This window comes from Xanthobacter sp. 126 (assembly GCF_000526175.1).
Lineage (GTDB): Bacteria > Pseudomonadota > Alphaproteobacteria > Rhizobiales > Xanthobacteraceae > Xanthobacter > Xanthobacter aminoxidans.
In genome coordinates this window covers 695,358-716,885 of sequence record NZ_JAFO01000001.1, presented here as the reverse complement: position 1 = coordinate 716,885, position 21,528 = coordinate 695,358, and the positions used below count along the sequence as shown (strand labels likewise).

Sequence of the window (21,528 nt, the reverse complement as noted above, 5' to 3'; positions counted from 1 at the left end):
TCGCGAAACGGTGTCCGGCGCCCTATCTTTGCCTCGTGGCCAGAGCGACCAAGACCCAAGCACCCAAGACCGGCGGGACCATGCCCAAGGCGGCATCCGCCCTTCCCGAGCCGTTCGCCGGCTGGTTCCGCGCGCGAGGCTGGGCGCCACGGGCGCACCAGCTCGACCTCATCGCCGCCGCCGAGAGCGGACACTCGGTGCTGCTCATCGCCCCCACGGGTGCCGGCAAGACGCTGGCCGGCTTCCTGCCGACCCTGATCGAACTGAGCCGGCCGCAGAAGAAGGTCCGCAAGCCCGCCACGCCCCCGGTGGCGGACGTCGGCGAAACCGACACCGGCGCGGCGGCCGTGCCCTTCGCCCGCTGGCAGGCGGAGCGGCCGGCATCGCCGCTGCATACGCTCTATATCTCGCCGCTGAAGGCGCTGGCGGTGGACATCGCCCGCAATCTGGAAGCCCCGGTCGAGGAGATGGGGCTCGACATCCGCGTGGAGACCCGCACCGGCGACACGCCCGCCTCGCGCCGCCAGCGCCAGCGGCGCGACCCGCCGCACATCCTCCTCACCACGCCGGAGCAGATCTCCCTGCTGCTCGCCTCCAAGGATGCGGAGCATCTGTTCTCCGGCCTGAAGCGCGTGGTGCTGGACGAATTGCACGCCCTCGTGACCTCCAAGCGCGGCGACCTACTGTCCCTCGCCCTCGCGCGGCTGCGCGCCATCGCCCCCGGCCTGCAATGCGTCGGCCTCTCCGCCACCGTGGCGGAGCCCGACGACCTCAGGCGCTATCTGGTGCCGCAAAACCACGACGACTCGGAGGACGCGCCGGAGCCCGCGCTGGCCGATCTCGTGATCGCTGCGGGCGGGGCGGCGCCGGACATCTCCATGCTGGAGAGCCGGGCGCGCATGCCGTGGGCGAGCCACACGGCGCAGCACGCCTTCGCCGAGATCTACGAGCTGATCGGCGCCAACAAGCTGTCCCTCGTCTTCGTGAACACCCGCTGGCAGGCCGAATTCCTGTTTCAGGAACTCTGGCGCATCAACGACCTCAACTATCCCATCGCCCTCCACCACGGCTCCCTCGCGGTGGAGCAGCGGCGGCGGGTGGAGGCGGCCATGGCGGCGGGGAAACTCAAGGCCGTGGTGGCCACCTCCTCCCTCGACCTCGGCATCGACTGGGGCGACGTGGATCTCGTCATCAATGTGGGCGCGCCCAAGGGCGCGTCCCGCCTCATGCAGCGCATCGGCCGCGCCAATCACCGCCTCGACGAGCCCTCCCGCGCCGTGCTGGTCCCGGCCAACCGCTTCGAGGTGCTCGAATGCCGGGCGGCGCTGGAGGCGGTGAAGGCGGGCGCGCAGGACACCCCGCCCGAGCGGCAGGGCGCGTTCGACGTGCTGGCCCAGCACATCCTCGGCATGGCCTGCGCCGCCCCCTTCTCGGCCGACGCGCTCTATGGCGAGGTGCGCTCCGCCGCGCCCTACCGTGCCCTGTCGCGTGAGGATTTCGATGCGGCACTCGATTTCGTCGCCACCGGCGGCTACGCCCTGCGCGCCTATGAGCGCTACGCCAAGATCCGCCGCACCAAGGACGGGCTCTGGCGCGTCGCCAATCCCATGATCGCCCAAGGCTACCGGCTGAACGTGGGCACCATCGTGGAAGCCTCCATGCTGAAGGTGCGCCTCGTCTCGGCGCGCGGCGCATCCAAGACCGGCGTTGCCGGGCGGGTGCGGTTCGGCGGGCGGCTGCTGGGCGAGGTGGAGGAGTATTTCGTCGAGACCCTGGTGCCGGGCGACACCTTCGTCTTCGCCGGGGAGATCCTGCGCTACGAGGTGCTGGTGGAGGACGAGGTCTATGTCTCGCGCACCACCGCCACCGAGCCGAAGGTGCCGGCCTATGCGGGCGGCAAGTTCCCCTTGTCCACCTTCCTCGCCGCTGGCGTGCGCGCGCTGCTCTCCGCGCCGGAGCGCTGGGCCGCGCTGCCGCCCCAGGTGCGGGACTGGCTGGAACTGCAGAAGGCCAAGTCCCGCCTGCCGGGCCGGGACGATCTGCTGGTGGAGACATTCGAGCGGTCGGGGCGCTACTACCTCGTCACCTACCCGTTCGAGGGCCGGCTCGCCCACCAGACGCTGGGGATGCTGCTGACGCGCCGGCTGGAGCGGGCGCGGCTGAAGCCGCTCGGCTTCGTCGCCAACGACTACGCCCTCGCCGTCTATGCCGCCGGCGACATGGGGGCAGCCATCAGCGGGGGGCGGCTCTCGCTGGACGACCTGTTCGACCAGGACATGCTGGGCGACGATCTGGAAGCGTGGCTGGCCGAAAGCGCGCTGATGAAGCGGACCTTCCGCCATTGCGCCGTCATCGCCGGGCTCATCGAGCGGCGGTTTCCGGGCAAGGAGAAGACCTCGCGGCAGGTGACGGTCTCCACCGACCTCATCTATGACGTGCTGCGCCGGCACGAGCCGGACCATCTGCTGCTGCGTGCCGCACGGGCGGACGCCGCGACCGGGCTGCTGGACGTGAAGCGTCTCGGGGAGATGCTCGCGCGCATCCGCGGGCATGTGGTGCACCAGCCGCTGCCGCGCGTGTCGCCGCTGGCGGTGCCCGTGCTGCTGGAGATCGGACGGGAGAGCGTGGGCGGCGACGCCAACGAGGCGCTGCTCGCCGAGGCGGAGGAGGAACTGGTGCGGGCGGCGACGGAATGAGCGTCAGGCGCGCGGGGACCGTCAGGCCAGCCTTGCGCGAATCACCACGCCCCACCTGCGGGCGTCGGGCCCGCGGCGCTCAAGCACATGGAATTCCCGCGCGGCAAGCCTTTGCGGCGCGCCACGTGTCGTCCCCGCGGCACATTTCGCACCTGCGAAGACAAATCGGATCTGTTGCATCCAAGAGACGAGCAACTTTGAACCGGCTCCAGTTCATTCACAATCGCGTGATCGACCGGGGCACAAAAGGCCCGCACAATCTTCCGCTGACTCAGAAGACCGAGCCCACGACCGTCGCGACAGACGCCGCGCTCGCCTCGTGCGGGGCGAAAAACGCAGCGATACCAAGGATGGACACCAGAGCACCGGTGACAGCAATCTTGCGCAGCATGGCTTTACTCCCAGATCCCGTAAGATCCCGTTCTGCACCGACAACGATGCAGGTGGATTAAGAGTTCCTTAACCAAGTCACCCTGAACCCTGTTTGATGCTTGCGTTAACGAAGTGTTCAGGAAAGTCACGGGTCCGTGACGCCGGGCGCGCGGAAGTCACCGGACCGGCCACCCCGGCGACGACTTCAGCGGTTCGTGATGTTGCGCCGCAAAATGAAGTAACGCGGATGTAACCGGCAGGAGGGGAAGCATGTCGTTGAGCGGCGTACCGTCGAAGAGCCGATGGCACGATGTGGAGGCCCCCGGGCTGGAGGAACTGGAGCAGCTGGCGCAGGAGGCCTTCGCCGCCCTGCCGGACTCGTTCCGCGCCCTGTGCCAGGGCCTCGTCATCAAGGTGGAGGACTTTCCCACCGACGAGGTGCTGGACGAGCTTGGCGCCGAGACCCCGTTCGACCTGCTCGGCCTGTTCCACGGCATCGGCCGCGCACAGGGCGGGGCGGTGGCCCAGACCGGGCAGATGCCCAACATGGTGTTCCTCTATCGCCGCCCCATCCTTGATTACTGGGCGGAGAACGAGGAAACCCTCGGCGACGTCGTCACCCACGTGCTGGTGCACGAGATCGGCCATCATTTCGGCCTCAGCGACGACGACATGGAGGCCATCGAGGACCGGGCCAATTGACCGCAGGCAAAACACTACCTTGGGACTGGACCCAGCGGCAGCGCTTTCTAGAATGACTCCAAAAAGGAGACCTCCATGCCTGTCGATCCTCGCATGACCCGTTACGGGCCGGCCCTGCGCGCCCTGCACTGGCTCACCGCCATCGCCGTCTTCACGGCGTTCGGCGTGACCTACCTGGAACAGTTCTTCGCGCGGGGAACGCCGGCACGGGGCATGGTGTGGTGGGTCCACATCTCGGTCGGCCTCCTGCTCATCGCCCTGGTGGCGGTGCGCATTCCCGTGCGCATCTTCGGCCGCAACCCGCCGGCCTCGACGCAGATCAGCCGGCCAGTGGCCATCGCCTCGCACATCGTGCACGGGCTGCTCTATCTCGCGCTCATCGCCACGCTCGGGCTCGGCGTCTATCTCGCCTTCCTGCGCGGCAACGCGGTGTCCTTCTTCTCGCTCTTCACCATCCCCTCGCCCATCGCGGTGAACCGCGACCTGGGCAAGCAGGTGCAGGAGATCCACGAGCTGATGGCCAACGCCGTGATCGTGCTGGCCCTGCTGCACGCGGCCGCCGCCGTGCTCCATCACGTCGTGCTGAAGGACGACGTGCTGAAGCGCATGCTGCCGGAGCGCCTCGCCCCCTGACGCGCGCGCCGGCTGGGCCAAGGCGCTGTGCAAGGCGCGGCGTGCCTGTTATGGATGAACGTTACGGACGCGCCCTGCGGGGGGCGTCCGGCGCGCCATAGACACGGGCTGCGCCGCCGGGTTTCAGCCACCGAGGCCCGGTACCCGAGACCCGGCAGACGGATAAGGCAGAAGGTCCCATGGAGAAGTTCACGGTCCTGGAGGGCGTCGCGGCGCCGATGAAGCTGGTCAATGTCGACACCGACATGATCATCCCCAAGCAGTATCTGAAGACGATCCAGCGCACCGGCCTCGGCAAGGGGCTGTTCTCCGAGATGCGCTATCTCGACGATGGCGCCGAGAACCCCGCCTTCGTGCTGAACCAGCCCGCCTACCGCTCTTCCAAGATCCTCGTCGCCGGCGACAATTTCGGCTGCGGCTCCTCGCGCGAGCACGCGCCGTGGGCGCTGCTCGACTTCGGCATCCGCTGCGTGATCTCCACGTCGTTCGCGGACATCTTCTACAACAACTGCTTCAAGAACGGCATCCTGCCCATCGTCGTCTCCAAGGACGACCTGGACAAGCTGTTCGACGACGCCGAGCGCGGCGCCAACGCCACCCTCAGCATCGACCTGCCGGCCCAGGAGATCCGCGGCCCCGATGGCGGCGTGGTCAAATTCGAGATCGACCCCTTCCGCAAGCGTTGCCTGGTCGAGGGTCTGGACGACATCGGCCTCACCCTCCAGAAGGCGCCGGCCATCGACCAGTACGAGACCACCAAGGGCGCCGAGCAGCCCTGGCTGTGACGCTGTGACCCGGCCGCGGCGCTGACAGGAGGGACGGGCGGGCGATGGAACCATCCCCCGACCCTTTCCCCCCGGGCTCTTTCCCCACGGCCCCGTTCCCCGCGGGCATGCGGCCCGCAGCCCGCGCCATCGTCATCGGCGCGTCGGCGGGCGGGCCTCCCGCCCTCGGCCGGCTGCTCGCCGCGCTCGATCCGGAACCGGATGTCGGCATCGCGGTGGTCAACCACGTGGGGGCGGAGGGGCCGGACCTGCTGCCCGCCATCCTCGCCCGCCTTTCGGGGCGGGCCGTCATTCTCGCGCAGGAGCGGTGCCCCCTTGCGGGTGGCCTTGTCCATATCGCCCCTAGCGGCTACCACTTGGAAGTGGAGCGGGACCGCTGTTTTTCACTCTCCGTAGACCCACGGGTGTGCTATTCGCGTCCTGCAATCGATGTTCTGTTCGCCAGCGCCGCCGAGGCCTACGGTGACGCCCTGGCTGGCGTGGTCCTCACCGGCGCCAGCTGCGACGGGGCGGAGGGACTGAAGCGCATTCGCGAACTGGGAGGCCGTGCCTTCGTGCAGGAGCCGTCGGAAGCCGAGGTCGATACCATGCCGCTGGCCGCGCTTCAGCGCGCCGGAGCGGACCTCTGCGCCCCGCTGGCCGTGCTCGCCGAGGCGCTCGCCGCGTTCGGCCGTAACCCGCGCGGAGACTTGAGCGGGCGCTTGCGACCGAGGATGGCCGAATGAGCATGGCCGATCTGCCCAAGATTCTCGTCGTCGACGACGTGCGCGCCAACCTCGTCGGCATGCGCCGCCTGCTCGCCCCCGTGAAGGCCGAGATCTACGAGGCCCATTCCGGCAACGAGGCGCTGGCGCTTTGCCTCGACCACCGCTTCGCGCTCATCCTGCTCGATGTGCAGATGCCCGATATGGACGGGTTCGAGGTGGCCGCCCTCCTCAACAACGACCCGGCCACCTGCGACGTCCCCATCGTTTTCGTGACCGCGGCCTATCACGACGACATCAACCGGCTGAAGGGCTACACCTTCGGCGCGGTGGACTATATCGCCAAGCCCATCAACGACGCCGTGCTCCTCTCCAAGGTCACGGTCTTCCTCGACCTGCACATCTCCAAGCTGCGCCTCAAGGGCGCGCTGGAGGAGCTGGAGAAGCGCAACCGGCAGCTGGAGATCGAGATCGAGGAGCGCCGCCGGGTCGAGAAGCAGATCCGCCACATGGCGACCCACGACGCCTTGACCGGCCTCGGCAACCGCATCCTGTTCGTGGAGCACCTGACCCGCGCGCGCGCCCAGGCGCAGCGCCACGGGCGGGAATTCGCCCTGCTCTACATCGACATCGACGGCTTCAAGCAGGTCAACGACCGGCACGGCCACGGGGTGGGCGACAAGCTGCTGTGCGCCATCGCCAACCGGCTGCGCGGCAACCTGCGGCAGGAGGATTTCGCCGTCCGCCTGTCGGGCGACGAATTCGCCGTCATCATGGTGGACCTCGCCGAGGGCGATGCCGCCCACGCCCAGGGCCAGCGCCTGTGCGAGGTGCTGCGCGAGCCCTATATCGTCTCCTACAACGATCAGGCCTACACGGTCAGCGTCGGCGCCAGCATCGGCATCGCGCTCTATCCGCGCCACACCACCGACGAGACCGAGCTGATCCGCCTCGCGGATACGGCCATGTACGAGGTGAAGCAGCAGGGCAAGGACGGCGTGCGCCTCGCCATCGCCCGGCCGGTGGTGCAATCGGCTTGAGCCCTCCTGAAGGGGTGCGGGGTGCGGGCGCGGTGCGCCTTCGCAGCCCGGCGCGGCCGTGATATCCGGGACAGTGCGGGCGGATGGCTCCCCCGCGACCAGACCACGGCCCGCCCACTGCCCAGTCCACCGTCCAGCCCACCGCCTTTCGGGAGCTTCATGCCGAAGTCCGCCAGCCGATCCGTCGTCGTCGACCTCATCGCCGTACTCGCGGCCGTGACCGGCGGCGAGCCGCGGGTGATGACGGTGGAGCACGGCTCGGCCCTGCCCTCCGGCCCGTTCGAGCTGGCGCACCGCTCCCTCCAGCAGGGCCTGCGCGACTGGGTGGAGCAGCGCACCCACCATCCGCTCGGCTATCTCGAGCAGCTCTACACCTTCGCCGACAAGGACCGCGCCGGGGCGGAGAGCGCCGCGCGCACCATCTCCATCTCCTATCTGGGCCTCGCCCGCGAGCAGGCGGCCACGGCCGGCGCCGCCGAGTGGCACGGCTGGTATGAGTACTTCCCGTGGGAGGACCACCGCGACGGGCCGCCCCCCGTCATCACCGGAACGCTCGCGCCAGCCCTCGCCGCCTGGGCGGAGGCGGCTCCCTCGGTGGCCGAGCGCAGCCACCGCCGCCAGCGCGCCGCGCTCAGCTTCGGGCTCGACGGCGCGGCCTGGAACGAGGAGCTGACACTCCAGCGCTACGAGCTGCTCTTCGAGGCCGGCATCGTCGCGGAACGGCTGCGCCGTGAGGGGCACGAGGAGGCCGCGGGGGCCGGACGGGCCATGATCGCCGACCACCGGCGCATCCTCGCCACCGCCATCGCGCGGCTGCGCGCCAAGATCAAATACCGCCCCGTGGTGTTCGAGCTGATGCCGCCCACCTTCACCTTGCTCCAGCTGCAGCGCTGCGTGGAGGCGATCGCCGGGCGGACCCTGCACAAGCAGAATTTTCGCCGGCTGATGGAGCAGCAGGAACTGGTGGAGGAAGCCGGCGGCGCCACCACCGAAACCCTTGGGCGGCCTGCAAAACTCTTCCGCTTCCGCCATGCGGTGGTGGAGGAGAGGGCCTTCGCGGGAACGAAATTGCCCCTCGCACGCTCTTGACAAGACTTATGCTCAGGATAAGCATATGCCCAACATATGCTCAAACTGAGTATAGACAATGGTCGCATCCACCCTTTCCGCCGCCCCCGTTTCTCCCACTCCGGATGCCCTCGCGGCGGCTTTCGCCCGCACGGCGCCGCTCTACGAGAAGGTCCGCCGGGTGGTGCCACCCGCCGACTGGGCCTTCCTCGCCGAGGATGCGGAGGCGATCCTCCGGCTGAAGCGCGAGCGCAACGCAGTCATCCTCGCGCACAATTACCAGACGCCGGAAATCTTCCACTGCGTCGCCGACATCGTGGGCGACAGCCTGGCGCTGGCCCGCGAGGCCATGCGGGTGGATGCGGACGTGATCGTGCTCGCCGGCGTCTACTTCATGGCCGAGACGGCGAAGCTGCTCAATCCGGGCAAGACCGTCCTCATTCCCGATCAGGACGCCGGCTGCTCGCTGGCCGATTCCATCACCGCCGCCGACGTGCGCCTCATGCGCGCCGCCCATCCCGGCGTGCCGGTGATCGCCTATGTGAACACGTCCGCCGCCGTGAAGGCCGAGGTGGACGTGTGCTGCACCTCGGGCAATGCGGCGCGGGTGGTGAAGTCCTTCGGCGTGCCCAAGGTCATCATGCTGCCGGACCAGTATCTGGCGAAGAACGTCGCCGCCGAGACGGGCATCGACATCATCTCCTGGGCCGGCCAGTGCGAGGTGCACGAGCTGTTCACCGCCGCCGACGTGCGCGAGCTGCGCGCGGCCAATCCCGGCGTCACCGTGCTGGTCCACCCCGAATGCCCGCCGGACGTGGTGGCGGAAGCCGATTTCGCCGGCTCCACCGCCGCCATGAGCGACTATGTGAGCGAGAAGCGCCCGCCCCGCGTGGTGCTGCTCACCGAATGCTCCATGGCCGACAACGTGGCGGTCCACTATCCCGACATCGACTTCGTGCGGCCCTGCAATCTCTGCCCGCACATGAAGAAGATCACGCTCCGCAACATCCGGGCGGCGCTGGAGAACAACCTCCACGAAGTCACCATCGACCCCGAGATCGCCGCTCGCGCCCGGGGCTCGGTCGAGCGGATGCTGGCGCTATGACCCGCGCGATGGATGGCCAGCCGGTCATTATCGGCGCCGGCATCGCCGGGCTCGCGGCGGCCCTCTTCCTCGCCCCCGAGCCGGTGGTCCTCGTAACCCGTGCGCCGCTTGGCGCGGATGGCTCCAGCCCGCTGGCGCAGGGCGGCATCGCCGCCAGCGTCGGGCTGGATGATGACGACGCCCTCCACCTCGCGGACACGCTGGCGGCGGGCGACGGTCTCTGCGATGCCGAGGCCGCCCGCCGCATCCTCTCCGCCGGACCTGATGCCATCGCGGCGCTGGAGCGCCTCGGCGTGCGCTTCGATCGCGACGCGGCCGGCCGCCTGCTGCTCGGCCTCGAAGCCGCCCACAGCCGGCGCCGCATCGTCCATGCGGATGGCGACGGCACAGGGCGAGAGCTGGTGCGCGCTCTGTCGGAAGCTGCGCGGGCCTGCCCCTCCATCACGCTCGTCGAAGGCGAGGCGCGGCGCATCCTGATGCGCGACGGCGAAGTCTGCGGCCTGCTCGTGGCCACGGCCGAAGGCACGCGGGTGCTCGCCACACGCCGCCTCGTGCTGGCGACCGGCGGCGTTGGCGCGCTCTACGAACACACCACCAATCCCGTCGCCTCCTGGGGCGTGGGCATTGCACTGGCCGCCGAGGCCGGGGCGGAGCTGGCGGACCTCGAATTCGTGCAGTTCCACCCCACCGCCCTCGCCACCCCCGCCCGCCCGCTCCCCCTCATCAGCGAGGCGGTGCGCGGGGAAGGCGCGCTCATCGTCGACGGCGCTGGCCGGCGCATTCTGGAGAACGTGCCGGGGAAGGAGCTGGCGCCGCGCGATGTGGTGGCCCGCGCCGTCTGGCGCGAAGTGGTGGCGGGGCGCGACGTCTTCCTCGATGCCCGCGCCAGCCTCGGCGCGCGATTTGCCACCCGCTTCCCGCAGGTGGCGGCCGGCTGCCGCGCCGCCGGCATCGATCCGGCCACCGACCTCGTGCCTATCCGCCCCGCCGCGCACTACCACATGGGCGGCATCGCGGTGGATGAACACGGCCGCAGCACCGTTCCCGGCCTCTGGGCGGCAGGCGAATGCGCCGCCACGGGCCTGCACGGCGCCAACCGCCTCGCCTCCAATTCGCTGCTGGAAGCGGTGGTGTGCGGGCGGGAGGTGGCGCAGAGCATCGCCGGGCAGGCGGCGGGACGCGCCATCCTCCCCGCCCCGTCCGCTTTGCCCCCGGCGGCGGATGCGGCGCCGGCCCGCGCCATCGTCTCCCGCCTCGTCGGCGTCACCCGCGATGCGGAGGGGCTGACGACAGCACTCGCCCGCCTGCTGCCGCTGGCCGAAGGCTCAGGCCCCGCCGCCGTCCCGGCCCGTGTCGGCCTGATGATGGCCGCCTCGGCCCTCGCCCGCACCGAAAGCCGCGGCGCCCATGCGCGCACTGACTTTCCGCAAAGCGCGCCGGTTGCCCGGCGCTCGCGCATCACCCTCCCCGCGGCGCTCGCCGCCGCCCGGCGCGTGCGCATGCCGGACCTCGCTTTCGCCTGACCTGAACGGAGCCGCCATGGCCGCCCTCGACCCGCTCCCCGAACTGATGGTGGAGCCCATCGTCCGCGCCGCGCTGCTGGAAGATCTCGGCCGCGCCGGGGACATCACCACCGATGCGGTGGTGCCGGCCGGACACGTCAGCCGCCTTGTGCTCGCCGCCCGTCAGGACGGCGTGGTGGCCGGGCTGGACTGCGCCCGCCTCGCCTTCCGGCTGCTGAACCCCGACGTGCGCTTCACGCCCGTGGTGGCGGACGGTTCGCGCGTGACACCGGGCACCGTGTTGGCCGAGGTGGAGGGTCCGTCGCGCGCGCTGCTCACCGGCGAGCGCACCGGCCTCAACCTCGCCTGCCGCCTCTCCGGCATCGCCACGGCGACCGCCTCGCTGGCGGATGCGGTGGCGGGCCACAAGGCGCAGATCGTCTGCACCCGCAAGACCACGCCCGGCCTGCGCGCGCTGGAGAAATATGCGGTGCGTGCCGGTGGCGGCGCCAATCACCGCTTCGGCCTCGATGATGCGGTGCTGGTGAAGGACAACCACGTCGCCATCGCCGGCTCGGTGGCCGAGGCGGTCAGGCGCGTGCGCGCCCGCGCCGGTCACATGGTCAAGGTGGAGGTGGAGGTGGACACCCTCACCCAGCTGGAGGAACTGCTGACGCTCGGCGCCGACGCGGTTCTCCTCGACAACATGACCCCCGCCACCCTCACCGAGGCCGTCCGCATGGTCGGCGGGCGGATGCTCACGGAAGCCTCCGGCCGGGTGAACCGCGAGACGGCGCCGGCCATCGCAGCGTCGGGCGTGGACCTCATCTCCGTGGGCTGGCTCACCCACAGCGCGCCGATCCTGGACATTGGCCTAGACTGGGTGGGGTGACGCCGGATCACAGGCGCACGCCGCGCAGGCTCTGGGAGGGTGCCGCGCCAAAGGTGCGGCGGAAGTCGTGGGTGAAATGCGCCTGGTCGGCAAAGCCGGCCGCATGAGCCGCGGTGGTGAAGCTGCTGCCGACGGCGATCTCGCCGATGGCCCGCCGCATCCGGCACCAGGCGCGGTAGCGGCGGAACGGCACGCCCATCTCGTCGGTGAACAGGTGCTGAAGCCGCGACGGGGAGAGGCCCACCTCGCGAGCGAGGGCCGCAAGCTCCGGCACGCGCTCGGCGTCGGTCATCGCCGCCGCCACCCGCTGGATGCGCGGATCGAGCACGGCGCGGGCGCGCCGGCGGGAGACGTCCACCACATCGGTCAGGGCCTCGCCCGCCCAGCCGGCCGCGTCCGGCGCCTCCCAGAGTTCGCGCAGCAAAGGTAGCCCGCCCCCGCCGCCGAAGAGGGCGCCCTGCTCCTCCCGCGCATTGGCCACCAGAGGCGCCAGCGCATGGGCGCCGTCGATGCTCGGCTCCAGATAGAAGACCGCGATGGGCTCGCCGCCCACATCCAGCTCATGCACCACCCCGGCCGGCACCAGCGCGGTGCGGCACGCCTGCCAGCTGCCGCCCTGGACCCTGAGCCCGAACGGCCCGTAGAGCCCGGCCAGGAACACCGGGGCGCCGTGCTGGTGCGGGGCATTGTAGATGAGCGGCCCGGCGAAGAAGGTTCGGCCCGCATCCAGGAACCAGAGCGGCCCGAGGCCCTGCCCCGTCGCAGCACGTTCGTACAAGCGGGCGCGCGTGCCCATGCCTAGGCTCCTCCCGCCGGCACTTCATCACATCGCCACGGGCTGCACAAAGCGGTCCGCAGGGGGACCGCCATGCAGACAGACCCGGCTACGCCATTCCGGTCCGGCGCGCCCAGCCGCCGCGCCCTCCTTGCCGCCGCCATCGCTGCGCCGGCCCTCCTGCGCCCGGGCCGGGCCAGCGCAACGGCGCCCGAGCGTGGCGCCCTCCCCGTCACGCCCTTCCGCTTCCGGCTGGGCGCGTTCGAGGTGACGACGGTGCTCGACGCCGCCGCCATGATCGACGGTCCGTGGCCCATCGTCGGCGAGGACCGGCCGGCCGGGGAGGTGGCGGCGCTGATGCAGGCCAGCCTGCTGCCGGAAAAGCGCTTCCGGCCCGGCTTCACCCCGACGCTGGTGAACACCGGGTCCCAGCTCCTGCTGTTCGACGCCGGCAACGGCGCGAACGGCTTCATCCCGAGGCCGAACGGAGGTTGGCTCACCCAGCAGATCGCCGCCGCCGGCTATGCCCCAGAGCAGGTGGACGTGGTTGTGCTGTCCCACGCCCATGTGGACCATATCGGCGGGCTGGTGGAGGCGGGCAAGGAGGTGTTTCCGAAGGCCCGCTACGTCATCGGCGAGGCGGAATATTCATTCTGGGCCGCGCCCGAGCGGCGCGCGGCGGCGCCCGACAGCCTCGAACAGGCGACCGCGCAGGTGTTCGCCCGCAACCTCGCCCCCTTCGCCGATCGCGTCACCCGAGTGCGCCCGGGCGCAGAGATCGTCCCCGGCATCCATGCGGTGGAAGCCTTCGGGCACACGCCCGGACATCTGGCGTTTCATCTCGAGAGCGGAGGCAAGCGGCTGCTGGTCTGGGGCGACTGCGCCCACCACGAGGTGGCGTCGCTGGCCCATCCCGAGTGGCACGCTCTGTTCGACATGGACAAGACGCAGGGCGCCACCACCCGCAAGCGCATCTACGACATGGCCGCCACCGACCGCATCCCGGTGGTGGGCTATCACACGTCCTTCCCGTCCGTGGGCTATGTGGAGCGGGCGGGCACAGCCTATCGCTGGCTCCCCCTCACCTACCAATTGGCGGAGTGAGCCCCGGAAACGAAAACGGCCGGGCAAGGAGAGTCTCCCGGCCCGGCCGTCCGTGTTCAGGAAGAAAAGAGGCTCACGCCTTCGGCCAGTTCCGCACGTCCACGAAGTGGCCGGCGATGGCCGCCGCCGCCGCCATGGCGGGGGAGACGAGGTGGGTGCGGCCCTTGAAGCCCTGACGGCCCTCGAAATTGCGGTTCGAGGTGGAGGCGCAGCGCTCCTCGGGGGCGAGGCGGTCGGCGTTCATGGCGAGGCACATGGAGCAGCCCGGCTCGCGCCACTCGAAGCCCGCCTCGATGAAGATCTTGTCCAGACCCTCGGCCTCGGCCTGCTCCTTCACGAGGCCGGAGCCCGGGACGACCATGGCGGAGACGTTCGGGTTCACCTTGTGGCCGCGGGCGATGGCCGCCGCCTGCCGCAGGTCCTCGATGCGCCCGTTGGTGCAGGAGCCGATGAAGGCCCGGTCGATGGTGATGTCGGTGATCTTGGTGCCGGCGGAGAGGCCCATATAGCCCAGCGCCCGGATCTTGGCGGCGCGCTTGCCCTCGTCCTCGATGAGCGCCGGATCGGGCACGAGGCCCTCGACGGACACCACGTCCTCGGGGCTCGTGCCCCAGGAGACGATGGGCGGCAGATTGGCGCCGTCGAGATGGATCTCGGCGTCGAAATGCGCGCCTTCGTCGGTGCGCAGGGTCTGCCAGAAGCGCAGCGCGGCATCCCAGTCGGCGCCCTTGGGGGACTTCGGACGGCCCTTGAGATACTCGAAAGCCTTCTCGTCGGGGGCCACCATGCCGGCGCGGGCGCCGCCCTCGATGGACATGTTGCAGACGGTCATCCGCCCTTCCATGGAGAGGGAGGTGATGCCTTCGCCGGCATATTCGATGACGTAGCCGGTGCCGCCCGCCGTGCCGATGGTGCCGATGATGGCGAGCACCACGTCCTTGGCGCCGACGCCTTCGGGCAGCGGCCCGGAGACGGTGACGCGCATGTTCTTCGCCTTCTTCTGGATCAGCGTCTGGGTGGCGAGCACATGCTCCACCTCGGACGTGCCGATGCCATGGGCGAGAGCGCCGAACGCGCCGTGGGTGGAGGTGTGGCTGTCGCCGCAGACGATGGTGGTGCCGGGCAAGGTGAAGCCCTGCTCGGGGCCGACCACGTGCACCACGCCCTGGCGCTTGTCGAAGCCGTCATAATATTCGACGCCGAATTCCTTGGTGTTGTCGGCGAGCGCGGCGATCTGCGCGACGCTCTCCGGGTCCGGGTTCGGCAGGGTACGGTCGGTGGTGGGGACGTTGTGGTCCACCACGGCGAGGGTCTTCTGCGGCGCGCGCACCTTGCGCCCCGTCATGCGCAGGCCCTCGAAGGCCTGCGGGCTCGTCACTTCGTGCACCAGATGGCGGTCGATGTAGAGCAGGCAGGTGCCGTCATCCTGCCGGGAGACGACGTGGTCGTCGAAGATCTTGTCGTAGAGGGTCTTGGGGCCGTTGACCGGGGCGTTCATCGCATTGTGTCCTGAGGAGAGGCCGGCGCGCGTCGGTGCGGCCGGGCCGGTAACGATGGAGGGCGGTTGTCCGTCGCGCCGCGTGCGGGCGCGTCAAGGGCGGGCGTCAAAGCACCGAGGAGGCCGCCGTGGTGAAGCGGCCGAAGAAACGGCCGGGCAGGCGCACATGGTCGGGCACCGCCGCGAACTCCATCGTCGTGCGCGCGAACGGGCCGGCCCCGCAATGGGCCGCCCGGTCGAGGCTGTGGCGATGGTCACGCGTCTGTCGCATGGGGCGGGTTTTTAGCAGTTCCACGCTGACGCGACAATCCGGCGCGCGCAGCTGTGAAACGGGACGGCCGGTCGCACACTGCCCTTGGCTTCGCCATCATCCCGGGCGAGGCGGTATACAGTCGCCGGCGGTGTCGAGGGGGAAGGAGTTTCGGGTGCAGTTCGTTTCCAATTTCCACGGGGTGCAGTTCCTCGATACCGTGGTGAGCCTTGCCGCCGCCTTCCTGTTCGGCACGTTGATCGGGGCCGAGCGGCAGTATCGCCAGCGCACCGCCGGGTTGCGTACCAACGTGCTCGTGGCCGTCGGCTCCGCCGCCTTCGTCGATCTCGCCGCCAGCCTCGGCGGGCCGAGCGACGCCATGCGCGTCGCGGCCAATGTGGTGACGGGCGTCGGCTTCCTCGGCGCCGGCGTCATCATGAAGGAAGGCATGAACGTGCGCGGCCTCAACACCGCCGCCACGCTCTGGTGCTCGGCCGCCGTGGGCAGCTGCGCCGGGGCCGACCGCCTCGCCGAGGCGGCGCTCATCACCTTCATCATCATCGCCGGCAACACGGTGCTGCGCCCGGTCGCCCGCGCCATCGACCGCGCGCCCCTCGACGCCCGCCGCTCGGAAGTCAGCTACGAGGTGCGCCTGACCGTGGATTCCGCCGCCGCCGCCGATCTGCGCGACGTGCTCATCGACACGCTGGAGGGCGAGAAATATCTCGTCAGCGACGTGGACGAGGAGCCCGGCACCGACGGCGCCGTGGTGCTGGTGGCGAAGCTCGTAACCACCTCGGTGGTCCCCGCCGAACTCGACGTCATCACCGACCGCCTGGCGAAGCGGCCCCATGCCCGCCACGCCACATGGGAGAGCGTGACGGAGGAATAGCGCCACCTTCGCCTCGCGGCAGGCCGGGCCGCCAGCTCGTCAGCCCGGCCGCCGCTCCCCCACCAGATGCGCGGCGGCGGAACCGGCCGCATAGAAGGCCGCCTGCGCCGCCCGCCAGCGCGGCACCGTCACCTCGCGCTCCGGCAGCGGCACCTCCTCCGGCCGGATGCGCCCCAGCACCAGATCGGCCAGCAGCCGGCCGAACACCGTGCCCGGGCCGATGCCCCGGCCGTTGTAGCCGCTGATGGAGAGGACGTTGCGCGCGAGGCGCCGGAAGCGCGGCAGGGCGTCGTCGGTCATGCCGATGGTGCCGAACCAGCCGGCCTCGAACGGCGCCGGCGGCAGCTCCGGGAAGAGGCGGGCCAACGCCCGCCGGGCATAGGCTTCATGCACGCCCGCCAGCCCGCCGAGCGCGCCGATGCTGCCGAATACCAGCCGCCCGGCCGCGTCGTAGCGCAGGGAGGTGAGCACCTGCTGGGTGTCCCAGATGCCCTGCAGGCCGGGCAGGATGCGCTGGCGCAAGGCCTCGGGCACCGGCGGGGTGGCGAAGTTGAAATAGGGCAGCGGCACCTGCTCGCGGGCGAGGCGCTCCCACGGCCCGAAGCTGTAGGCGTCAGTCGCAACGATGATCCAGTCCGCCGCAAGCGTGCCCCCATCGGTGCGCAACACCCAGCCGCCGGCCCTCTCCTCCGCCGCCCGCACCGGGCTTGCCGTATGGATCACCGCCCCCGCCCCCATCGCCGCGCGGGCGAGGCCGCGGGCGTACGCGAGGGGCTGGATGGTGCCGGCGCGGTCGTCCAGCAGCGCGCCGCGATAGGTGCCGCCGCCGATCATCGCGCGGGCCGCATCCGCATCGAGCAGATGCACCGGCGCACCCCGCGCCTGCCACTGGGCGGCACGAGCCTCGATCTCGGCCCGCCCGGCACGACCGACGGCGCAATGCAGCGTGCCGTTGGGCGTTGCCTCGCAGGCGATGGCGTGGCGGGCGACGAGGGCGAACACTTCCGCTGGCGCCCCGCCGAGGAGCGACAGCAGCCCTTCGCCCTTCTCGGCGCCGAGGGCGGCGACGATGTCGTCGGGCATCACCCAGAGCCCGGCATTGACGAGGCCCACATTGCGCCCCGCACCGCCGGAGCCGATGCCGGCGGCCTCCAGCACCGTCACCCGCGCGCCCGCCCCGGCCAGACGGAGCGCGGCGGCAAGGCCGGTATAGCCGGCACCCACCACGGCCACCACATCGACCCGCGCGTCAGCACGCCCGTCACCCGCGAGCGGGGCGGTCTCCGGCGGCGGCGGGGCGGTCATCGCCCACAGGCCATGGCTTTTCGGATCGGTGCCGGGGGCGGGAGGCATCTGCATGGCCTCTTTGTACAATATCGCCCGGCCGCGGGAATGACCTTGCGTGCGCTAGGCGGCAACGAAGAATTAACCATCCCGGCCTCAGGATGGTCCGGGGTCCCCTCAGATTGAATGGAACCCGCCGCCAGTGCGTACCTCCCTCCCGCAAGGAGAATGAAGCGCCGGCTTAGTTGCCATAGAATCGGCACGGCGCATGCTCTTTGGGCGCACTTTTGTGTTTCCTGGGCTCCTTTGATATGAGGAGCGCCCAGTAGAGATTATTCGGAGCTGCGTGATGGCTAATCCGCGCGTCTATGTTTACCAGTTCGCCTCCGGCTCCCAGTGGGCGGCCGGCGACAGCGTGGAGGCGTATCTGCGCCGTCTTCTGGATGTGGACTTCGCCCAGTCGCTCCGCGCCGACCGCCTCGCGGCGGTGACCGCCTTCCTCGACGAAGCCTTCCAGCTGGCCCACACCATCGGCTGGAGCGGCAGCGCGCGGGACATCCCGCAGATGTTCTCCCTGCCCGGCATGCCGGCCGAGGAAGCGGTCCACATGATCGCCTGGGAGCAGGAAGACGGCGTGGCCTTCATCGCCTCGCCCTATCCGCTGCCGTGGCTCGACGCCAAGGCCAGCCGCACCACCGATTCCGACCGCGCCGTTCCGGTGGAGGCGTCTCCCGTCGCGCCCGTCGCCCGCCCGGCCCCGGTGCAGGCCCAGCCGCAGCCGCTCGAAGTGGTCTCGGCCCAGGCCGAGGAAGCGGTGGAAGCCGCCCTCGACCCGTTCTCCGAATATGTGCGCCGCGAGGAGGCCGCCCGCCTCTCGCGTGAGCCCGCGCCCCTCGCCGAGGATCGCGACGCCGCCCGCCGCTTCTTCTGAGCGAACAGATCACCCGATCCGCGATGCGCGCCCCCCAAGGGCGCGCATCGTCGTTCCGGGGCCCCTCTTTCCAGTCTGGAACGATGCCAGAGAGCGCGTGCGCCTTGCTCCGGCCGCAACGCTTGGATAGATGATTCACGGTGTGGACCGCGGCGCAGCCTCTTCGACACAAGCCGGCGCGGTTGACCTTGAGTGATGTTCCGTGGTGCGTGGTGGCGTTTTCCCATCCTGATGGCCCCAAGGTGAATCCAGCGTCCGTCGCAATGCCGCGCGCCGTCCATGCACGGGGCATCCGGCTTCGGGCATGTTCCAAGGCTGATCGGTCCGGTTCCATGCCGGATGCGGAGACCTGAATTTGCGGTCGTTTCTCGCCGGCGTCCTCGCTCTGCCCGTGGCGCTCCTCCTCCTGCTCTGTGCGCTCACCGGCAGCGCGCAGGCGATGGAGGCGATTGCGCTCCGGCTCGATGCCAAGGTGGTGGACCTGCTGCCGGCCGTCGAGCGCCAGACCACCGAGGACGGCCGCTACCAGATTTCCACCGCCCCGGATGCCGAGGGCGTCGTGCGCCGCATCGAGGTGCCGACCTCCGACGGGCGCAGCCATGGCGAGTGGATCGCCTTCGCCCTCACCAACAACACCGACGAGCAGGTGGACCGCCTCATCGTCGCGCCGCACTACCGGATGTCCGGCTCCGGCCTGTTCTGGCCCGACCTCGGCAACCGCCGCATCCTCTCTTTGACGCCCAGCCAGGGCTTCAAGCCGGAACGCCAGTCGGCGCCGGATGCGGACGTGTTCCTCATCACGCTGGACCCCGGCTCCACCGTCACCTTCGTGGTGGAACTCGGCTCGCCCAGCCTGCCGCAGCTGCAGCTGTGGGAGCCCGACGCCTACAAGGACCGGGTGAACGCCTTCACCCTCTACCACGGCATCGTCATCGGCATCGCCGGCCTGCTGGCCCTGTTCCTCACCATCCTGTTCGTGGTGAAAGGCTCGGTGATGTTCCCGGCCGCCGCGGCGCTAGCCTGGGCCGTGCTGGGCTATATCGGCCTCGACTTCGCCTTCTGGTCAAAGGTGTTCGGCCTCTCCCCCATCGCCGAGCAGTTCTGGCGGGCGGCGGGCGAGGCGATCCTCACCGCGACGCTCCTCGTCTTCCTGTTCGCCTATCTCAACCTCAACCGCTGGCATGTGCGCTACGTCCACGTGGCCGCCGGCTGGCTGGTCTTCCTCGCCGCCCTCGTGGTGGTGGCGCTGCTCGATGCGCCGGTGGCGGCGGGCATCGCCCGCCTCTCGCTGCTGGCGGTGGCGGTGGCCGGCTTCGGCGTGGTGATCTGGCTCTCGCAGCACGGCTTCGACCGCGCGGTGCTCATCATCCCCACCTGGTCGCTGCTGGTGGTGTGGGTGCTGATGGCGGGCCTGACGGTCGCAGGCTACGTCACCAACGATCTCGCCGCCCCCGCGCTCTCGGGCGGCCTCGTGCTCATCGTCATGCTCATCGGCTTCACGGTGATGCAGCACGCCTTCGCCGGCATCGGCGGCATCCAGGGCTCCGCCTCGGAACTGGAGCGCCGCGCGCTGGCGCTGGCCGGCTCCGGCCTCATCGTGTGGGACTGGGATGTGGACACCGACCGCATCTACACCTCCCCCGAGGCCGAGGAGGCGCTGGGCCTGAAGCGCCATTCGCTGGAGACCGAGGCCGCCGGCTGGCTGGAGGTGCTGCACCCCGCCGACCGCGACCGCTTCCGCGCCACGCTCGACGGCATCATCGACCAGCGCCGCGGCCGCATCGACCAGGATTTCCGCCTGCGCGCCATCGACGGCCACTATCTCACCTTCAACCTCAAGGCCCGCCCGGTGGTGGGCGCGGACGGCGAGGTGGTGCGCTGCATCGGCACCCTCACCGACGTGACCGGCGAGCGCATCGCCGCCGAGCGCCTGCTGCACGACGCGGTGCGCGACAACCTCACCGGCCTGCCCAACCGGGAACTCTTCCTCGACCGCCTGCACCAGGCCCTCGTCACCGCCCGCCTCGACGACAAGGTGAAGCCGACGGTGATGGTGATCGACCTCGACCGCTTCAAGCAGCTCAACGTGCAGGTGGGCATGGCGGTGGCGGATTCCATCCTGCTCACCGTCGCCCGCCGCATGACGCGGCTTCTGAAGCCGCAGGACACTTTGGCCCGCATCTCCGGCGACCAGTTCGGCATCATCCTGATGTCCGAGCGCGACGCCGAGCGCATCACCACCTTCGCCGACACGCTGCGCCGCTCGCTGCGCGCGCCCATCGCCTTCGCCGACCGGGAGGTGTTCGTCACCGCCTCCATCGGCCTCGTCCTGTCCGGGCCGGACCAGGTGAAGCGCGACGAGGTGCTGAAAGACGCCGAGCTGGCCATGTATTACGCCAAGCGCATCGGCGGCGACCGCATCGAGGTGTTCCGCCCGGCCATGCGCCAGCAGAAGATCGACCGCGTGGTGCTGGAGCAGGAGCTGCGCGAGGCGCTGGAGAAGGAGCAGATCTCGGTCCGCTACCAGCCCATCGTGCGCCTCGGCGACCGGGCCATCGGCGGCTTCGAGGCCTATATGCGCTGGAACCACCCGCGCCTGGGCGAGCTTGCCGCCTCCGAATTCATCCTGCTGGCCGAGGAGACCGGGCTCATCCTCGACCTCGGCCTGTTCGTGCTCGACCGCGCGGCGCGCCAGCTCGGCCAGTGGCAGCGCCTCTTGCGCGTGGACCCGCCGCTGTTCATGCACGTCAACGTCTCGTCCCGGCAGCTGCTGCGGCACGATCTGATCCAGGACCTGAAATCGGTGCTGGCCCGCAACACCGTGGCGCCCGGCTCGCTGAAGCTGGAAGTCACCGAGAGCCTGGTGATGGAGAACCCGGAATATGCCGCCGTGGTGCTGGGCCGCATGCGCGAACTGGGCGCGGGCCTGTGCCTCGATGATTTCGGCACCGGCTATTCCTCCCTCGCCTATCTCCAGCGCTTCCCGTTCGACAGCGTGAAGATCGACCCGCGCTTCGTGCGCTCGGTGGCCAAGGGCCCGTCCCGCGCCGCCCGGCCGGTGATCGTCGGCGCCATGATCGATCTGGCCCACGACCTCGGCATGGACGTGATGGCCGAGGGGCTGGAGAAGGAAGTGGAAGCCGCCGAGATGACCCGCTTCGGCTGCGAATACGGGCAGGGCGTGGTGTTCGGCGAGCCGCTCACCGCCGAGGAATGTCGCCACCTCATCGAGCCGGCGCCGGTGGACGCCCGCAAGAAGAAGACGGGCACGGCGGCGGAATAGGCCCGTTCAGGC

18 protein-coding genes are annotated in these 21,528 nt (G+C 70.2%); 14 read left to right on the top strand and 4 right to left on the bottom strand.

The features are described from left to right. Positions 1-80: 80 nt before the first annotated feature. The 10 genes from XAN126_RS0103300 (at position 81) to nadC (ending at position 11,499) form a co-directional block, all read left to right on the top strand. Positions 81-2,696 (top strand): ligase-associated DNA damage response DEXH box helicase, encoded by a 2,616-nt coding sequence (locus XAN126_RS0103300; RefSeq protein WP_024277176.1) that lies wholly within the window; start codon positions 81-83, stop codon positions 2,694-2,696. A gap of 642 nt (positions 2,697-3,338) precedes the next feature. Beyond that, on the top strand, positions 3,339-3,770 hold the full coding sequence (locus XAN126_RS0103290) for a metallopeptidase family protein (RefSeq protein WP_024277175.1): 432 nt from the start codon (positions 3,339-3,341) through the stop codon (positions 3,768-3,770). Between the two features lie 75 nt (positions 3,771-3,845). Then, positions 3,846-4,403, top strand: a complete 558-nt coding sequence (locus XAN126_RS0103285) for a cytochrome b (protein WP_029876659.1) — start codon at positions 3,846-3,848, stop codon at positions 4,401-4,403. 179 nt (positions 4,404-4,582) lie between these two features. Beyond that, a complete protein-coding gene (gene leuD / locus XAN126_RS0103280) occupies positions 4,583-5,188 on the top strand; it encodes a 3-isopropylmalate dehydratase small subunit (RefSeq protein ID WP_024277173.1) in 606 nt (201 codons plus the stop codon). Positions 5,189-5,295: 107 nt separating this feature from the next. After that, positions 5,296-5,913, top strand: a complete 618-nt coding sequence (locus XAN126_RS0103275) for a chemotaxis protein CheB (RefSeq protein WP_024277172.1) — start codon at positions 5,296-5,298, stop codon at positions 5,911-5,913. Beyond that, positions 5,910-6,932, top strand: a complete 1,023-nt coding sequence (locus tag XAN126_RS0103270) for a diguanylate cyclase (protein WP_024277171.1) — start codon at positions 5,910-5,912, stop codon at positions 6,930-6,932. Before XAN126_RS0103275 ends, XAN126_RS0103270 begins: the two co-directional genes overlap by 4 nt. Before the next feature lie 159 nt (positions 6,933-7,091). Beyond that, positions 7,092-8,021, top strand: coding sequence for a membrane protein (locus XAN126_RS0103265; RefSeq protein ID WP_024277170.1), 930 nt, complete (start codon positions 7,092-7,094; stop codon positions 8,019-8,021). Positions 8,022-8,079: 58 nt separating this feature from the next. After that, on the top strand, positions 8,080-9,105 hold the full coding sequence (gene nadA, locus XAN126_RS0103260) for a quinolinate synthase NadA (protein WP_024277169.1): 1,026 nt from the start codon (positions 8,080-8,082) through the stop codon (positions 9,103-9,105). Next, complete coding sequence (locus XAN126_RS0103255) at positions 9,102-10,628, top strand: L-aspartate oxidase (protein ID WP_024277168.1); 1,527 nt, start codon at positions 9,102-9,104, stop codon at positions 10,626-10,628. Before nadA ends, XAN126_RS0103255 begins: the two co-directional genes overlap by 4 nt. A 16-nt stretch (positions 10,629-10,644) precedes the next feature. Then, positions 10,645-11,499: a carboxylating nicotinate-nucleotide diphosphorylase gene (gene nadC, locus XAN126_RS0103250; protein WP_024277167.1), complete on the top strand. Its 855-nt coding sequence runs from the start codon at positions 10,645-10,647 to the stop codon at positions 11,497-11,499. Positions 11,500-11,506: 7 nt separating this feature from the next. On the opposite strand, the gene XAN126_RS0103245 is transcribed toward nadC, so the two are convergent. After that, complete coding sequence (locus XAN126_RS0103245) at positions 11,507-12,295, bottom strand: helix-turn-helix transcriptional regulator (protein ID WP_024277166.1); 789 nt, start codon at positions 12,293-12,295, stop codon at positions 11,507-11,509. 72 nt (positions 12,296-12,367) lie between these two features. On the opposite strand from XAN126_RS0103245, the gene XAN126_RS0103240 reads away from it, so the two are divergent. Continuing rightward, positions 12,368-13,378 carry an MBL fold metallo-hydrolase gene (locus tag XAN126_RS0103240; RefSeq protein ID WP_081762501.1) on the top strand — a complete coding sequence of 337 codons (1,011 nt, stop codon included), beginning with the start codon at positions 12,368-12,370 and terminating at the stop codon, positions 13,376-13,378. Positions 13,379-13,451: 73 nt separating this feature from the next. On the opposite strand, the gene leuC is transcribed toward XAN126_RS0103240, so the two are convergent. Further along, the gene (gene leuC, locus XAN126_RS0103235) at positions 13,452-14,876 is read right to left on the bottom strand and encodes a 3-isopropylmalate dehydratase large subunit (RefSeq protein WP_024277164.1); all 1,425 of its coding nucleotides are present in this window, start codon (positions 14,874-14,876) and stop codon (positions 13,452-13,454) included. Between the two features lie 106 nt (positions 14,877-14,982). Next, a complete protein-coding gene (locus tag XAN126_RS28110) occupies positions 14,983-15,147 on the bottom strand; it encodes a hypothetical protein (protein WP_155982206.1) in 165 nt (54 codons plus the stop codon). 154 nt (positions 15,148-15,301) lie between these two features. Here XAN126_RS28110 and XAN126_RS0103225 point away from each other — a divergent pair, with 154 nt between their 5' ends. Then, on the top strand, positions 15,302-16,018 hold the full coding sequence (locus tag XAN126_RS0103225; protein ID WP_024277163.1) for an MgtC/SapB family protein: 717 nt from the start codon (positions 15,302-15,304) through the stop codon (positions 16,016-16,018). A 39-nt stretch (positions 16,019-16,057) separates the two neighbouring features. On the opposite strand, the gene XAN126_RS0103220 is transcribed toward XAN126_RS0103225, so the two are convergent. Further along, positions 16,058-17,371, bottom strand: a complete 1,314-nt coding sequence (locus tag XAN126_RS0103220; RefSeq protein WP_029876656.1) for an FAD-dependent oxidoreductase — start codon at positions 17,369-17,371, stop codon at positions 16,058-16,060. Between the two features lie 280 nt (positions 17,372-17,651). Between XAN126_RS0103220 and XAN126_RS0103215 the strand changes: the two genes are divergently transcribed. After that, the gene (locus XAN126_RS0103215) at positions 17,652-18,233 is read left to right on the top strand and encodes a hypothetical protein (protein ID WP_024277161.1); all 582 of its coding nucleotides are present in this window, start codon (positions 17,652-17,654) and stop codon (positions 18,231-18,233) included. A 439-nt stretch (positions 18,234-18,672) separates the two neighbouring features. Continuing rightward, entirely contained in the window at positions 18,673-21,516 is a 2,844-nt protein-coding gene (locus XAN126_RS0103210; protein ID WP_245272345.1) for an EAL domain-containing protein, read from the top strand. The last annotated feature ends 12 nt before the right edge of the window (positions 21,517-21,528 follow it).

Bases quoted from the DNA above. Each gene is read 5' to 3' on its own strand.
- nadC (WP_024277167.1), top strand. From the start codon at position 10,645: ATGGCCGCCCTCGACCCGCTCCCCGAACTGATGGTGGAGCCCATCGTC.
- XAN126_RS0103210 (WP_245272345.1), top strand. From the start codon at position 18,673: ATGGAGGCGATTGCGCTCCGGCTCGATGCCAAGGTGGTGGACCTGCTG.
- XAN126_RS0103240 (WP_081762501.1), top strand. From the start codon at position 12,368: ATGCAGACAGACCCGGCTACGCCATTCCGGTCCGGCGCGCCCAGCCGC.
- XAN126_RS0103255 (WP_024277168.1), top strand. From the start codon at position 9,102: ATGACCCGCGCGATGGATGGCCAGCCGGTCATTATCGGCGCCGGCATC.
- XAN126_RS0103270 (WP_024277171.1), top strand. From the start codon at position 5,910: ATGAGCATGGCCGATCTGCCCAAGATTCTCGTCGTCGACGACGTGCGC.
- leuD (WP_024277173.1), top strand. From the start codon at position 4,583: ATGGAGAAGTTCACGGTCCTGGAGGGCGTCGCGGCGCCGATGAAGCTG.
- XAN126_RS0103245 (WP_024277166.1), bottom strand. From the start codon at position 12,295: ATGGGCACGCGCGCCCGCTTGTACGAACGTGCTGCGACGGGGCAGGGC.
- XAN126_RS0103220 (WP_029876656.1), bottom strand. From the start codon at position 17,371: ATGCCTCCCGCCCCCGGCACCGATCCGAAAAGCCATGGCCTGTGGGCG.
- XAN126_RS0103285 (WP_029876659.1), top strand. From the start codon at position 3,846: ATGCCTGTCGATCCTCGCATGACCCGTTACGGGCCGGCCCTGCGCGCC.
- leuC (WP_024277164.1), bottom strand. From the start codon at position 14,876: ATGAACGCCCCGGTCAACGGCCCCAAGACCCTCTACGACAAGATCTTC.
- XAN126_RS0103215 (WP_024277161.1), top strand. From the start codon at position 17,652: ATGGCTAATCCGCGCGTCTATGTTTACCAGTTCGCCTCCGGCTCCCAG.
- XAN126_RS0103290 (WP_024277175.1), top strand. From the start codon at position 3,339: ATGTCGTTGAGCGGCGTACCGTCGAAGAGCCGATGGCACGATGTGGAG.
- nadA (WP_024277169.1), top strand. From the start codon at position 8,080: ATGGTCGCATCCACCCTTTCCGCCGCCCCCGTTTCTCCCACTCCGGAT.
- XAN126_RS28110 (WP_155982206.1), bottom strand. From the start codon at position 15,147: ATGCGACAGACGCGTGACCATCGCCACAGCCTCGACCGGGCGGCCCAT.
- XAN126_RS0103300 (WP_024277176.1), top strand. From the start codon at position 81: ATGCCCAAGGCGGCATCCGCCCTTCCCGAGCCGTTCGCCGGCTGGTTC.
- XAN126_RS0103265 (WP_024277170.1), top strand. From the start codon at position 7,092: ATGCCGAAGTCCGCCAGCCGATCCGTCGTCGTCGACCTCATCGCCGTA.
- XAN126_RS0103275 (WP_024277172.1), top strand. From the start codon at position 5,296: ATGCGGCCCGCAGCCCGCGCCATCGTCATCGGCGCGTCGGCGGGCGGG.